Annotated in this window: 12 protein-coding genes; 8 read left to right on the top strand and 4 right to left on the bottom strand. The window is 62.3% G+C overall.

Annotation, left to right across the window (positions count from 1 at the left end; translation table 11 throughout):
• Positions 1–61: 61 nt before the first annotated feature.
• On the bottom strand, positions 62–226 hold the full coding sequence (locus tag AC1G9L_RS16020; protein ID WP_481069491.1) for a hypothetical protein: 165 nt from the start codon (positions 224–226) through the stop codon (positions 62–64).
• Between the two features lie 264 nt (positions 227–490).
• On the opposite strand from AC1G9L_RS16020, the gene AC1G9L_RS16015 reads away from it, so the two are divergent.
• A complete protein-coding gene (locus tag AC1G9L_RS16015; protein ID WP_481069490.1) occupies positions 491–2,602 on the top strand; it encodes a peptidase domain-containing ABC transporter in 2,112 nt (703 codons plus the stop codon).
• Complete coding sequence (locus tag AC1G9L_RS16010) at positions 2,599–3,843, top strand: HlyD family secretion protein (protein WP_481069489.1); 1,245 nt, start codon at positions 2,599–2,601, stop codon at positions 3,841–3,843. The genes AC1G9L_RS16015 and AC1G9L_RS16010 overlap by 4 nt, the downstream gene beginning before the upstream one ends.
• Before the next feature lie 75 nt (positions 3,844–3,918).
• Here the strand turns inward: AC1G9L_RS16010 and AC1G9L_RS16005 are convergent, their stop codons facing one another.
• Both AC1G9L_RS16005 and AC1G9L_RS16000 read right to left on the bottom strand, forming a co-directional pair.
• On the bottom strand, positions 3,919–4,242 hold the full coding sequence (locus AC1G9L_RS16005; RefSeq protein WP_019799034.1) for a hypothetical protein: 324 nt from the start codon (positions 4,240–4,242) through the stop codon (positions 3,919–3,921).
• 54 nt (positions 4,243–4,296) lie between these two features.
• Entirely contained in the window at positions 4,297–4,803 is a 507-nt protein-coding gene (locus AC1G9L_RS16000; RefSeq protein ID WP_481069488.1) for a hypothetical protein, read from the bottom strand.
• 548 nt (positions 4,804–5,351) lie between these two features.
• Between AC1G9L_RS16000 and cyoA the strand changes: the two genes are divergently transcribed.
• From cyoA to cyoD, 4 genes are read left to right on the top strand one after another with little or no spacing between them, the layout of a single operon-like run.
• Entirely contained in the window at positions 5,352–6,293 is a 942-nt protein-coding gene (cyoA, locus tag AC1G9L_RS15995) for a ubiquinol oxidase subunit II (RefSeq protein ID WP_010341159.1), read from the top strand.
• On the top strand, positions 6,293–8,293 hold the full coding sequence (gene cyoB, locus AC1G9L_RS15990; protein ID WP_010341157.1) for a cytochrome o ubiquinol oxidase subunit I: 2,001 nt from the start codon (positions 6,293–6,295) through the stop codon (positions 8,291–8,293). Before cyoA ends, cyoB begins: the two co-directional genes overlap by 1 nt.
• Positions 8,294–8,296: 3 nt before the next feature.
• Positions 8,297–8,923 carry a cytochrome o ubiquinol oxidase subunit III gene (cyoC, locus tag AC1G9L_RS15985; RefSeq protein WP_010341156.1) on the top strand — a complete coding sequence of 209 codons (627 nt, stop codon included), beginning with the start codon at positions 8,297–8,299 and terminating at the stop codon, positions 8,921–8,923.
• Positions 8,923–9,261, top strand: coding sequence for a cytochrome o ubiquinol oxidase subunit IV (gene cyoD, locus AC1G9L_RS15980; RefSeq protein ID WP_010341155.1), 339 nt, complete (start codon positions 8,923–8,925; stop codon positions 9,259–9,261). Before cyoC ends, cyoD begins: the two co-directional genes overlap by 1 nt.
• 201 nt (positions 9,262–9,462) lie before the next feature.
• On the opposite strand, the gene AC1G9L_RS15975 is transcribed toward cyoD, so the two are convergent.
• Positions 9,463–9,906, bottom strand: coding sequence for a MarR family transcriptional regulator (locus AC1G9L_RS15975; protein WP_019800890.1), 444 nt, complete (start codon positions 9,904–9,906; stop codon positions 9,463–9,465).
• A gap of 137 nt (positions 9,907–10,043) precedes the next feature.
• Here AC1G9L_RS15975 and AC1G9L_RS15970 point away from each other — a divergent pair, with 137 nt between their 5' ends.
• A complete protein-coding gene (locus AC1G9L_RS15970; protein WP_481069487.1) occupies positions 10,044–10,814 on the top strand; it encodes an SDR family NAD(P)-dependent oxidoreductase in 771 nt (256 codons plus the stop codon).
• Positions 10,815–10,974: 160 nt separating this feature from the next.
• The gene (locus tag AC1G9L_RS15965; protein WP_019800892.1) at positions 10,975–12,864 is read left to right on the top strand and encodes a M61 family metallopeptidase; all 1,890 of its coding nucleotides are present in this window, start codon (positions 10,975–10,977) and stop codon (positions 12,862–12,864) included.
• The last annotated feature ends 225 nt before the right edge of the window (positions 12,865–13,089 follow it).

Genomic DNA, 13,089 nt, shown 5'->3' with positions numbered 1-13,089 from the left:
CATCACCGCCTGACACCAATTCAACTTCAGATGCGCACAATTCTTTCATTGGGAGGTCCTCTTACTTCGGCGCCATGTAGCTGGTGCCGTTGAAGCCATCTAGCACCCCGCCAACGAAGTCCCCAATCTCGTTGCGCTCGTGATAAATGCCTACTGCAATGGCTATAAGAACCGGTACACTGCCGCCGGAGACTTCGTGGACTTGATCAAGGCTCAATTCATTCATAACAAGTTCCATATGTTGTGGGTGTGCGCTAATATTTCGGCGGTTACGCTCCCTCCTCCATCCGAGGTGCAATGCAGGGAGCGTTTCTGAGCTTATTCATCCCTGAGTTGGAAGTCAATACCGAGCGCACCGTTGAGGCTTGTTGCACGCGCATTCCGAGCCCGCTGGGCGGGAAGCGCTCGCCTGAGAGATTTCCAGCAAGACCCACTTGAGTCTAGGGGGGGATTCATAGAACTATAGTGCTTCTAAAAAAGGGAAGATTGCATGGACGCTGTTGTTCAATCCGAGTCTGCAGAGTGCGGCTTAGCGTGTCTGGCCATGGTGGCGTCTCATCATGGCAACAACATCGGACTTCGGGAGCTTCGGCGTCGCCACCCTCTCTCGCTGAAAGGGGCCACACTTGCCCAAGTTATGGAAATTGGAGCGAGGCTTGGCTTCCGCTGCCGTCCCTTGCGTCTGGATCTTGAACATCTGAGTCAATTGCAGTTGCCTTGTATAGCGCACTGGGATCTTAATCACTTTGTTGTGATCAGTAAGGTCCGCCGCAATCGTATCACTATTTTGGATCCCGCCTATGGTAAGCGTAAGCTTTCCCTTGAGGAGGTTTCGCGTCACTTCACCGGGATTGCACTTGAGCTTCATCCGACGGCCGAGTTTCGAGCTATTCCTCGGCCGCCATCGGTTTCCCTTGCTCAGTTGACAGGAAGGGTCGAAGGGCTCTGGGGGGCTCTTGGCCTGCTTTTGATGATGTCTGTTGCTCTTCAGGTCTTCGTTCTGATAGCACCTTTTTTCATGCAATGGACTGTGGATCAAGTGCTCATTGCTTCGGATAGGGATCTGCTGACCGTGCTAGGTGTCGGTTTTAGCCTGGCACTTGTGCTTCAGGTCTGTATTGGTCAAATCCGCGGCAGGGCTGTCATTTATTTGTCAAGTAAATTAAACCTTCAGTGGACTGGAAGCGTTTTTCGGCACCTTCTAAGCCTGCCTTTGGATTTTTTTGAAAAACGTTATATTGGCGATATCACTTCTCGAATGGGTAGTGTCCAAACTATACAGCGAACGCTAACGACCAGTTTTGTCGAGGCGCTGATCGATGGCCTCATGACTTTTGTGACCTTGGGGATGATGCTGCTATACAGTTGGAAGCTCACGCTGGTCACATTGTTGGTAGTTGCGCTGTATGCAGCCACGCGTGGCTGTGCATTTGCACCGCTCCGCCGAGGTACTGAGAAGCAGCTTATCGCAGGAGCTCGGCAGCAAAGTCATCTATTGGAGTCCATTCGGGGAGTCCAATCCGTGAAGGTTGCCGGTCGCGAATCAGTTCGTCAGAGTGGTTATTTCAACCTCATGAACGATACGGTTAATCGAGATGTTTGGCTCTCTAAGTTTGCTCTGAGCTTCGGTGGTGCCAGCCAGCTGGTGTTTGGCTTGGAGCGCATCGCTGTGATCTGGCTTGGGGCACTGCTTGCAATGAAAAATGTATTCTCAGTGGGCATGTTGATCGCTTACCTCGCATACAAGGACCAATTTTCGCAACGCGTAGGCGCATTGATTGACAAAGCCGTGGAGTTTCGTATGCTGCGTCTCCACGGTGAGCGCCTATCTGACATAGTTCTCTGCGAGCCAGAGGGTCAATCTGGTATTGAAGACGCGTTGCTGCCGGAGGTATTGCGTATTGAGGTCGAGGGTCTGGGCTTCCGTTATGCGCCTGGGGAAAAATGGGTACTGAAGGACGTCAGCTTTGTAGTGGAGGCTGGTGAGTCGGTAGCCATCATCGGCCCGTCTGGCTGTGGTAAGACTACGCTAGTAAAAATTCTTCTTGGACTTCTGTCGCCGACTGAGGGGTGCGTCCGAATCGGTGGTGTGCCATTGTCGAAGATCAGCAAAGATGCATATCGCAGCATGATCGGAGCGGTGATGCAGGATGACCAGCTTTTCGCAGGGAGCATTAGCGATAACATTGCCTTCGAAGATGCTCAGTACGATGACAATCGAGTGCGTGAGGCGGCCAATTTAGCTGCGGTACATGAGGAAATTTCTGTCATGCCCATGGGCTATAACAGTCTCATCGGAGATATGGGTGCGACTCTTTCGGGAGGGCAGAAGCAACGAATAATTCTCGCACGAGCCTTGTATCGTCAGCCGCAATTGCTTTTCTTGGACGAGGCCACCAGTCACTTGGATGTTGAGCGAGAAAGGCTTGTAAATGAGGCTGTTAGGAAGCTTGACCTCACCCGAGTGATTATTGCTCATAGACCAGAAACCATCGCTAGCGCTGACCGTGTGCTGGTCATGCGCTCGGGAGCAATTGCGCATGTTCTTGAGCAGAGCTTGTCAGAAGAAAAACGGGGCGATGTCGGGGAGGTCATTGCATGAATGGCCTTTTTCGGAAAGAAGCGATTGATGCTAAACGACGAAGCTGGCTCGGCGAGATTTCGCTCGCACAGCCCGTCCGTTTCTGGTTGTTGGCAGTCTTTGCTGCGATGGCTGCCCTTTCGATTATCGGTTTTCTTTGCTTTGGGGAGTATTCGCGCAGATCACGGGTTTTTGGGGAGATTGTGCCCGATTTGGGGCTCTCCACCGTCGTCGCTCCGTCGGCAGGTGTGGTAGCGAGACTTGATGTCGAAGAAGGGGACCAAGTGAGTCGTCAGGAGGGATTGCTGACGATAAATGTGCCGCGGGTCACGTCATCAGGCCAAGATGCGGCATTTGCTTTGATAGACGCGCAACGTGCTCGCATCACTAGTGTAGGAGCGATAAGTGATTTTCAGGATAAGCAGCTTGCGGCGCAGCAGAAAGGTGCCAAAGCGCAGCGCTCTGCAATGATGCGCGAACTTTCGCAGATTGAATCCGAGATAAAGACCCGAGGTGAGCAGGTAAGAATCGGGCGTGAAACCGTTGCTCGCTATCGGAGCGTGGAGGACGATCATTATGTAAGTCTAGTTCAGATAAATCAACAAGAACAATCGATGCTTGAGATGATCAACGCGCAGCAGGCATTGCAACGTCAGGCAACCTCGCTTCGGCGTAACTTGGCGGAACTGGATCAACGCCTTGCAGAAATTCCAGAGCAAAGACTTTCTGCCAAAGCGGCGACTGATCGGGATCTCGCAGCATTGAAACAAGAGGCGGTTCGTATGGAGGCCGATGGTGAATTGCTTATTCGAGCGCCAGTGACAGGACTGGTGGCCAGTCGACTGGTTGAAGCAGGTCAGGCTGTGCAAACCGGTCAGCCTATTCTTAGTTTACTTCCTAGTGGATCTGAACTAAGGGCGCAGCTGCTAGTACCAAGTTCTGCGATTGGTTTCGTAAAGAACGGAGATCGCGTTATCCTGCGATATCAGGCATATCCTTACCAAAAGTTTGGAGCCCATCGGGGGACAGTAATTCGCGTCTCTCGCAGTGCTTTAACAGCGACGCAGGAGCAAGGTGATTCGAAGCAATCTGTTTATCGAGTCTTGGTCTCACTAGATCAGCAAGGTGTGTTGGCATATGGAAAGACCGAGCCGCTTCGACCAGGCATGCAGCTTGAGGCTGATATCATGGGCGAGCGACGCAAGCTCTACGAATGGTTGCTGGAACCCCTCTATTCAGTGACCGGCAGGCTAGGGGATTAAGTTTCTCCTGCTTGATCGGCCGATTGCTTAGGAGTGGGCGTAACACATGGCCTTTTCGACACCTTGCTTGCTCTTCTATTGCCATGCTGGCGCGCTCTCGCCGCGCGGCTTGTATGAGACCGTCAACGGCTTGCCATCGCGCTTCAACTGCACAGTGAGGTTGCCCTTCTGCTCCCCCTGCAACTGATCCTGGCCAACCGGGCGAGTGATTTCATCGCCGTTTTGAACGCCGGCCTTGGCAGTCGCCGAGCCGGGGATCAGGTCGCGGACGATGCGCGGGGATTCGGTCAGCACCGCGGGTGCGAAGCCGAGTCCGTAGTGTCGGATGGGGTGCGAGATGCGTTCGAAGCAGGGGCCGAAGGCGTCGCTGGCCGGTAGCGGGGCTGCGCCGTCGAGCATGGCGTGCAGCTGGCGGGCCGCGTCTTCGCCCAGGTTGTCGCGCAGCAGCGCTTCTCAGTCGGCGGTGCCGAGCGTTTTGCCGCCTTGCCGGCGGTGCTGCATCGCCAGGATCAGGTCGTCCAGGGATTTGCGGCGGCCGCTGGCCTTGCGCATGGCGTCGTCGACGGTGACGAAATACAGGAAGCGGCGGTCGTAGGGCAGGGTGCGGATGCGGGTGTCCTGCCAGAACTTCGTGGACACCTCGTTCTTGGGCGCGTTGCCCTTCCAGAGGAAGGTGAGCGGCCGCGCTGCACCGGCATTGGCCGTGGCGCTGTAGCCGACGAAGAACACCGAGGCCATCAGCTGCCCGGTCGAATCGTCGTGGATCGGCAGCAGTCCGGCCTCGGCCGCGTAGCGCGGCGTGCCATGGCCATCGACGGCGACGCTGCCGGCCGAGCGCACGTCGGCATGGACCGGCACCGCCGCCGACACGCTGGTGACGCCCGTCAGGCACAACGCCGCGGCCGCTGCGAACGGGCGCAGCCAGGCATTAGCGCGACAGCACGATCTGGCAGACGGCATGGACGTCGCCATGGTCTGCTTGGTTGTCCCCTGTGAAGCGTGCCGGCGCCCGATGCGAGGGCGCGACGGTGGTTGGCTGGCCCGCGCCAACCCCTGGCGCCGCGGGCTCTGTGTTGAGATCAAGCAGAAGAAGGCGGTGGCGCGGCCGTAGCGCCGGGGCGGGGTCGACCGGATCGCCGAGCCGGTCACGCCATGGGGGAGCGCGACGGTAGGCCGTCGTGGAAGCATAAAGACCCCACCCAAGCGGCTCCGGTCGTGCCCAGTTTCATCTCAGATGGTGGCGAGATGGACGGCGTCCGCCGCGCGTCGTGGGCCGCATGCGGCGCTCGGTCGCAGGCAGGTGCGGCAATGTGTCGCACATAAAAACGCGGCCTGGCGCCCGCCCGGGCTTGTCAATGACTTCCGGAGTTGCCGCACGGCAGCATAAAATGCGTCGTTGATCGCGCATGCCGGCCCGGATGCCGCGGCGGACGCGGGACAGCCCTCGCTACGGCGCCCCGCCTCCCGCTCCCGCGCGGTTCGCATCCCCTACGCAATTGGATCGTTCGATGATTCCGTTGAAACAACTCCGGCGCTCGCTGCGCTCCGGTCTGTTGCTGCTGGCCGCGCTGCTGCTGGCCGGCTGCAACTCGGCCATCCTCAACCCCAAGGGTCAGATCGGCCACGACGAGAAGACGCTGCTGATCACCTCGGTGGTGCTGATGCTGCTGGTGGTGATCCCGGTCATCGTGATGACCCTGGCCTTCGCCTGGCGCTACCGCGCGTCCAACACCAAGGCCCGCTACGAGCCGAACTGGTCGCACTCCACCGCGATCGAGGTGGTGGTGTGGTCGATCCCGTGCATGATCATCCTGGTCCTGGCGGTGCTGACCTGGCGCTCCTCGCATGCGCTGGATCCGTACAAGCCGCTGGATTCCAAGGTCAAGCCGATCACCATCGAGGCGGTGGCGCTGGACTGGAAGTGGATGTTCATCTATCCGGAGCAGGGCATCGCCACGGTCAACGAGATCGCGTTCCCGGTCGACACGCCGCTGAACTTCAAGATCACCTCCGACACGGTGATGAACTCGTTCTTCATCCCGCACCTGGGCACGCAGATCTACGCGATGGCCGGCATGGAGACCAAGCTGCACCTGATCGCCAACGAGCCGGGCGAGATGTTCGGCCTGTCGGCCAACTACAGCGGCCACGGCTTCTCGAAGATGGGCTTCGCCGCGCATGCCACCGACCGCGCCGGCTTCGACGCGTGGGTGGCCAAGGTCAAGGCCTCGCAGAAGACCCTGGACCAGGCCGAGTTCCAGGTGCTGGCGGCCAACCGCAACGACAAGGCCGCCTACCCGGTGACGTACTACGCCTCGGTGCAGGACGGCCTGTTCAAGTCGTTGATCGACAAATACATGATGGGCAAGGGCCACAAGATGGAAGGCCACGACGCTCATCCGGCATCGGCTGCTGAGCCGGTCGCCATGTGCACTTCTGGAGACAAGTGATGCTAGGCAAACTCACGCTCGAGGCAGTTCCGTACCACGAGCCGATCATCATGGCGGCCCTCGGCGGCGCCGGCCTGCTCGGCCTGCTGGTGGTGGCCGCGGTCACCAAGTACAAGCTGTGGGGCTACCTCTGGAAGGAGTGGTTCACCTCGGTCGACCACAAGCGCATCGGCGTCATGTACATCGTGGTGGCGCTGGTCATGCTGCTGCGCGGCTTCGCCGACGCGGCGATGATGCGCACCCAGCAGGCGATCGCGCACGGCGGCAACGAGGGCATCTTCCCGCCGCACCACTACGATCAGATCTTCACCGCGCACGGCGTGATCATGATCTTCTTCATGGCCATGCCGTTCATGACCGGCCTGCTGAACCTGATCGTGCCGCTGCAGATCGGCGCGCGTGACGTGGCGTTCCCGTTCCTGAACTCGCTGAGCTTCTGGCTGTTCGTGGCCGGCGCGGCGCTGGTCAACATCTCCCTGGGCGTGGGCGAGTTCGCGCAGACCGGCTGGCTGGCCTACCCGCCGCTGTCCGGGCTGGAATACAGTCCAGGCGTCGGTGTCGACTACTACATCTGGGCGTTGCAGATCTCGGGCCTGGGCACATTGCTCACCGGCATCAACTTCTTCGTGACGATCATGCGCATGCGCGCGCCGGGCATGACCCTGATGCGCATGCCGATCTTCACCTGGACCGCGCTGATCACCAACATCCTGATCATCGCCGCGTTCCCGATCCTGACCGTGGCGCTGGCGCTGCTGGGTGCGGACCGCTACCTGGGCACGCACTTCTTCACCAACGACGGTGGCGGCAACGCCATGATGTACGTCAACCTGATCTGGATCTGGGGCCACCCGGAGGTCTACATCCTGATCCTGCCGGCGTTCGGCATCTTCTCCGAGCTGATCGCCACCTTCAGCCGCAAGCGCCTGTTCGGCTACACCTCGATGGTGTACGCGACCTCGTGCATCGGCGTGCTGTCGTTCATCGTGTGGCTGCACCACTTCTTCACCATGGGCTCTGGCGCCAACGTCAATGCCTTCTTCGGCATCACGACGATGATCATCTCGATCCCGACCGGCGTGAAGATCTTCAACTGGCTGTTCACCATGTTCCGCGGCCGCGTGCACATGACCGCACCGGTGCTGTGGACCATCGGCTTCATCATCACCTTCGTCATCGGCGGCATGACCGGCGTGATGCTGGCGATCCCGGCGGTGGACTTCGTGCTGCACAACAGCCTGTTCCTGATCGCGCACTTCCATAACGTGATCATCGGCGGCGTGGTGTTCGGCTACCTGGCGGGCCTGACCTACTGGTTCCCGAAGGCGTTCGGCTTCAAGCTCAACGAGAAGCTGGGCAAGGCCTCGTTCTGGTGCTGGATCATCGGTTTCTTCATCGCCTTCATGCCGCTGTACGTGCTCGGCTTCATGGGCATGACCCGGCGCATGAACAGCTACAACCATCCGGAGTGGGCACCGTGGCTGATGGTGGCCGCGGCGGGTGCGGCGATCATCGGCACCGGCATCTTCCTGAACCTGGTGCAGATCGGCTACAGCATCTGGAAGCGCAAGGACAACCTGGACCTGACCGGCGACCCGTGGGACGGCCGGACCCTGGAGTGGGCGACTTCCTCGCCGCCGCCGTTCTACAACTTCGCGGTGCTGCCGCACATCGACGACCGCGACCAGTTCTGGGAAGACAAGCTCAAGGGCAAGGGCTGGCCTCGTCCGGCCAAGTACGAGCCGATCCACATGCCGCGCAACACGGCGGCGGGTCTGTGGATCGGTGCCTTCAGCGTCGTCATGGGCTTCGGTCTGACCTGGCACATCTGGTGGATGGCGGCGATCGGCCTGGTCGGCATGATCGGCAGCTTCATCGCGCGCACCTTCGATGACGACATCGATTACTGGGTCCCGGCGGAGGAAGTGGAACGCATCGAGAACGCGCGTTTCGCCCTGCTGGAACAGCAACACGCGGCCAACGCCGCAAAGGCGGTCTGAACCATGGCTTCCACGACGCTCGATCCCCACGCCGCCCACGCGGGCGGCCACGACCACGACCACGAACATCACGACGCGGGCGGCAACACCGTCTTCGGGTTTTGGGTCTACCTGATGAGCGACTGCCTCATCTTCGCCGGCCTGTTCGCCACCTACGCGGTGCTGGCCGGTGCGACGGTGGACGGCCCGACCGCAAAGGAACTGTTCGATCTGAAGTTCGTGCTGGTGGAAACCTTCCTGCTGCTGTTCAGCAGCCTGGGCTTCGGCCTGGCGATGATCTCGGCCAACAAGCGCAGCATGGGCGGCCTGTATGGCTGGCTGGCGGTCACCGCGGCGCTGGGCCTGGGCTTCCTGGGCATGGAACTGTACGAGTTCCACCACCTGATCGAAGAGGGCGCCGGCCCCGGCCGCAGCGCGTTCCTGTCGGCCTTCTTCACCCTGGTCGGCACCCACGGTCTGCACGTGGCCTCTGGCCTGCTGTGGATGACCGTGCTGGTGATCCAGATCGCGAAGAACGGCCTGACCCCGCGCAACATGACCCGCCTGGCGTGCCTGAGCCTGTTCTGGCACTTCCTGGACGTGATCTGGATCGGCGTGTTCACCATCGTCTACCTGCTGGGAGCGCTGTAATGGCCAACCATCATTCCTCCGACACGCACGCCGAGCACGGCCACGGCGGCGGCCTGAAGTCCTACCTGGTCGGCTTCGTGCTGGCGGTGATCCTGACCGTGATCCCGTTCGGCATGGTGATGAGCGGGGCGTTCCCGCGCGGCGTCACCGTCATCGTCATCGCAGTGCTGGCCGCGGTGCAGATGCTGGTGCACCTGATCTACTTCCTGCACATGGACCGTTCGGCCGAACAGCGTTCCAACGTGCACGTGGGCCTGTTCTCGCTGCTGATCATCGGCATCGTGGTGGTCGGCTCGCTGTGGGTGATGCACAACCTCAACGTCAACATGATGCATTGAGGGCGGGCACCGCCGCAGGTTCGCAAAGGCCGCCTCCGGGCGGCCTTTTGCGTTCTACGGTCCGGCGCGGCCGCCCTGCAAGGTGCAGGCGGCCGACAGGCGCGATGTCGGCATCGCGGGTTTTGTGCGATCGGCGTACCGAGGCGACCCGCGCGCATCGGCGCAGGGCGGCCGGCCGCGACGACGCGCGGCGCGCCGCCGTCAGCTGCGGTCCGCGCCGAGCGTCGCGGAGAGTTTCAGCAGGACCTGCGCGTCTTCCGCGCTGAGGCGATCGAGCAGCCAGGTTCTGACCGCGGCGGCGTGGATCGGCCGCGCCGCCGCGATCTTCTCCCGGCCCAGGGCAGTGATGGCCACCGTCACCACGCGCGGTTCGGCGTCGCTGCGGCGGACCAGGCCGCGAGTCTGCATGCGCGTGAGCTGATGCGACAGCCGGCTCTTGTGCCACCCCATGGAATCTGCAAGCGCCTGCTGGCGCAGCTCGCCCTTGCCCAGATCCACCAGTCGCGACAGCACGCCGAAGTCGCTGCCGGTCAGGCCAGCGTGGTCGGCCAGGTCCTTTTCGACGGCGGCCATCACCGTCTGGCCCATCTGCTTGAAGGCGTGCCAGATTGCCAGTTCGCCTGCGGAGAGTCGTGCGTGTTTCATGCGGTCACCATAGGCGGCACTGGTTGACATGGCAACCCGAAGGGCGTACTTCTAGGTTGACATGACAACCTATGCGTGGCCGCTGGCAGGCGTGCGATGCCAGTCGGGCGGACACGCGGTTCCTGGAGGCGATGGCGATGTCCGCAATGACGTTCGCAGGTGTGGATGTGGTGGTGACCGGCGGCAGCGACGGCATCGGATTCGGCCTCGCGCGGCGCTTCCTGGCCGCGGGCGCAAACGTGCTGGTCACCGGCCGCGATGCAGGCAAGCTCGAGCGCGCCGCCCAGGCCGCGCCCGGCCTGCAGACCCTGGTCAACGACATCGGGGTCGCCGAAGAGCGCGAGCGACTGGCGCAGTACCTGCACGCGCGGCATCCCCGGCTGCGCGTGGTCGTCAACAATGCCGGCATCCAGCGACGCGTCGCGCTCGCCGATGACCAGGCGCCCTGGGTCGAGCGCCAGCGCGAGATCGACATCCTGTTCGCTGCCGTCGTGCATCTGAACCATCTGCTGGTCCCGCTGTTGCTGCAGCAGGGCGCGCCTGCGCTCATCGCCAATGTCTCTTCCGGCGGCGCCTTCGTTCCGCAGCCGTTCGCGCCGGTCTACAGCGCCTGCAAGGCGGTGCTCCACAGCTATACGCGCAATCTCCGCTTCGCGCTTGCCGCGACGCCGGTCAGGGTCGTCGAGATCATTCCACCCGCGGTGCGCACGGCGCTGGCAGGCCCTGGCATGGCCCACGGCGCGGAACTGGACGACTTCTGCGATGCCATCTTCGCCGGCCTCGCGGCGGGGCAGGCCGACGAACTTGGCTTCGGAATGACCGATACGGCGGAGTTTCGGCAGCGTCTCGACGTGGAGCGTGCCGTGTTCGATGGATTCTCCGGACGCTTTCCCGTTCGCAGGTATTGAAGCGCGATCTGCGGCCTCTTCGGGCTCGCCTCTCGTCGAGCGCGGCACGAACCGGCCGCGGCGATCGCCGGGGCATGACCTATGGCATGGCACGCGGCGGCGGCGCAGGCATAGCATGGGGGTTTGCCTGTTCGCTGTCGTTCGCCCCACTGGAGACCCCATGAACAAGTCCACCGCCTGGATGGCGCCGTTGCTGCTGGCCGCCACTGTCGCGTTCCAGGCCTCGGCGCAGACCGTTCCGCCGCGCGACGTGCCGTTCGCCGGTACGCTGAAGATCGACGTCGACGCCACCGATCTGGCCCATCGCATCTTCCGCGTGCGCAGCACCATTCCGGCCACGCCGGGGCCGATGACCCTGCTGTATCCGCAGTGGATCCCCGGCAACCATTCGCCGACCGGTCCGATCGACAAGCTCGCCGGGCTGGTGATCAAGGCCAACGGCAAGGTGCTGCCGTGGACGCGCGACCAGTACGACGTCTACGCGTTCAAGATCGACGTGCCCGCCGGGGTCAGCGAGATCGTCGCCGAGTACCAGTTCCTGTCCTCGCAGGGCGACGGCCAGGGCCGGGTGATGATGACCCCGGAGATGCTCAACCTGCAGTGGAACACCACGGCGCTGTATCCGGCCGGGGTGTACGCGCGCAACATCAAGGCGCAGGCCAGCGTGACCCTGCCGGCCGGCTGGAGCTATGCCACCGCGCTGGAGACTGCCACGCGCAGCGGCGACACGGTGACCTTCAAGCCGATCGATTTCGACGACCTGGTCGACTCGCCGATGTTCGCCGGCAAGTACTACAAGCGCATCGTGCTGGACGACAAGGGCAAGGCGCCGGTGGCGCTGAACGTGTTCGCCGACAAGCCCAAGTCGCTGGAGGCCAAGCCCGAGCAGGTCAAGGCGCACGAGGCCCTGGTGCAGCAGATGGACAAGCTGTACGGCGCGCGCCACTTCGACCACTACGAGTTCCTGCTGGCGCTGACCGACAAGCTCGGCGGCATCGGCCTGGAGCATCATCGTTCCAGCGAGAACAGCGGCCCGCTCGACTACTTCACCGAGTGGGACAAGAGCTGGGAGATGCGCGACCTGCTCGCGCACGAGTTCAACCACTCCTGGAACGGCAAGTACCGCCGCGGCGCCGACCTGGCCACGCCCAACTTCAACGTGCCGATGGGCGACAGCCTGCTGTGGCTGTACGAGGGCCAGACCCAGTTCTGGGGCGAGGTGGTCGCCGCACGCGCAGGGTTGTGGACGCAGGACCAGGCGCGCGACATGCTGGCCAACGTCGCCGCGACCTACCAGCGCGGCCGGCCCGGCCTGGCCTGGCGCGCGCTGCAGGACACCACCAACGACCCGACCATGTCGATGCGCCGGCCGCGCGCCTACCGCAGCTACCAGTTGAGCGAGGACTACTATTCCGGCGGGCAGATGGTCTGGCTGGAGGTCAACGCCAAGCTGCGCGAGCTCAGCGGCGGCAAGCGCTCGCTGGACGATTTCGCCAAGGCGTTCTTCGGCATGCACGACGGCGCCTGGGACGTGAACCCCTACACCTTCGACGACATCGTCGCCACGCTCGATGGGATTGCCCCGTACGACTGGGCGACCCTGCTGCGCAGCCGTCTCGATGGGCACGGTTCGTTGGTCGGCGGCATCGAGGCCAGCGGGTGGAAGCTGGTCTATACCGACCAGCCGAACGCCGCCAACAAGACCAGCGAGGCGCGCAACAAGAGCCTGGACCTGAGCTATTCGCTGGGCCTGAGCCTGGACCAGCAGGGCCAGGCGCAGTCCGTGCTGTGGGACAGCCCGGCGTTCAACGCCGGCCTCATCTCCGGCAACCGCGTGGTGGCGGTCGGTGGCCAGGAGTACAGCGCCGAGGCGCTCAAGGACGCGGTCACCGCGGCCAAGGGTGGCAGCGCGCCGATCGAACTGCTGGTCAAGCGCGGCGACCGCTACGACACCGTGCGCATCGCCTACCACGGCGGGCTGCAGTATCCGCACCTGGAGCGCATCGCCGGCACGCCGGATCGCCTGAGCGAGTTGTACAAGGCGCGTTGAGGCGGTGAAGGCCCCCGCCCGGCGTCGTCATGCCGGGCGGCGGGGAGCTGCGTCCGCGTCGCGCAGTGCGGCAAGTGATCGATCGCCGCCGCTGCGTTGAGGAGGCATACGGTGCGTCTGTCGTAGGAGCGGCTTCAGCCGCGACGGGGCATTACCGGTAACGCTCGTTCGCGGCTGAAGCCGCTCCTACAAAAATGCGTGGTTTTTCGGTTCGCCGATGCCGTT

It is taken from the genome of Xanthomonas sp. NCPPB 1132 (assembly GCF_056629235.1).
The sequence above is the reverse complement of the archived record's forward strand: the minus strand, read 5'-3'. Positions and strand labels throughout refer to the sequence as shown.

What these genes read in the sequence shown, in the direction of transcription:
- AC1G9L_RS16005 (WP_019799034.1), bottom strand. Translation starts at nt 4,242, where the DNA reads ATGCTCGACGGCGCAGCCCCGCTACCGGCCAGCGACGCCTTCGGCCCC.
- AC1G9L_RS16020 (WP_481069491.1), bottom strand. Translation starts at nt 226, where the DNA reads ATGAATGAATTGAGCCTTGATCAAGTCCACGAAGTCTCCGGCGGCAGT.
- cyoD (WP_010341155.1), top strand. Translation starts at nt 8,923, where the DNA reads ATGGCCAACCATCATTCCTCCGACACGCACGCCGAGCACGGCCACGGC.
- cyoA (WP_010341159.1), top strand. Translation starts at nt 5,352, where the DNA reads ATGATTCCGTTGAAACAACTCCGGCGCTCGCTGCGCTCCGGTCTGTTG.
- cyoC (WP_010341156.1), top strand. Translation starts at nt 8,297, where the DNA reads ATGGCTTCCACGACGCTCGATCCCCACGCCGCCCACGCGGGCGGCCAC.
- AC1G9L_RS16010 (WP_481069489.1), top strand. Translation starts at nt 2,599, where the DNA reads ATGAATGGCCTTTTTCGGAAAGAAGCGATTGATGCTAAACGACGAAGC.
- AC1G9L_RS16000 (WP_481069488.1), bottom strand. Translation starts at nt 4,803, where the DNA reads ATGCCGTCTGCCAGATCGTGCTGTCGCGCTAATGCCTGGCTGCGCCCG.
- AC1G9L_RS16015 (WP_481069490.1), top strand. Translation starts at nt 491, where the DNA reads ATGGACGCTGTTGTTCAATCCGAGTCTGCAGAGTGCGGCTTAGCGTGT.
- AC1G9L_RS15965 (WP_019800892.1), top strand. Translation starts at nt 10,975, where the DNA reads ATGAACAAGTCCACCGCCTGGATGGCGCCGTTGCTGCTGGCCGCCACT.
- AC1G9L_RS15970 (WP_481069487.1), top strand. Translation starts at nt 10,044, where the DNA reads ATGTCCGCAATGACGTTCGCAGGTGTGGATGTGGTGGTGACCGGCGGC.
- AC1G9L_RS15975 (WP_019800890.1), bottom strand. Translation starts at nt 9,906, where the DNA reads ATGAAACACGCACGACTCTCCGCAGGCGAACTGGCAATCTGGCACGCC.
- cyoB (WP_010341157.1), top strand. Translation starts at nt 6,293, where the DNA reads ATGCTAGGCAAACTCACGCTCGAGGCAGTTCCGTACCACGAGCCGATC.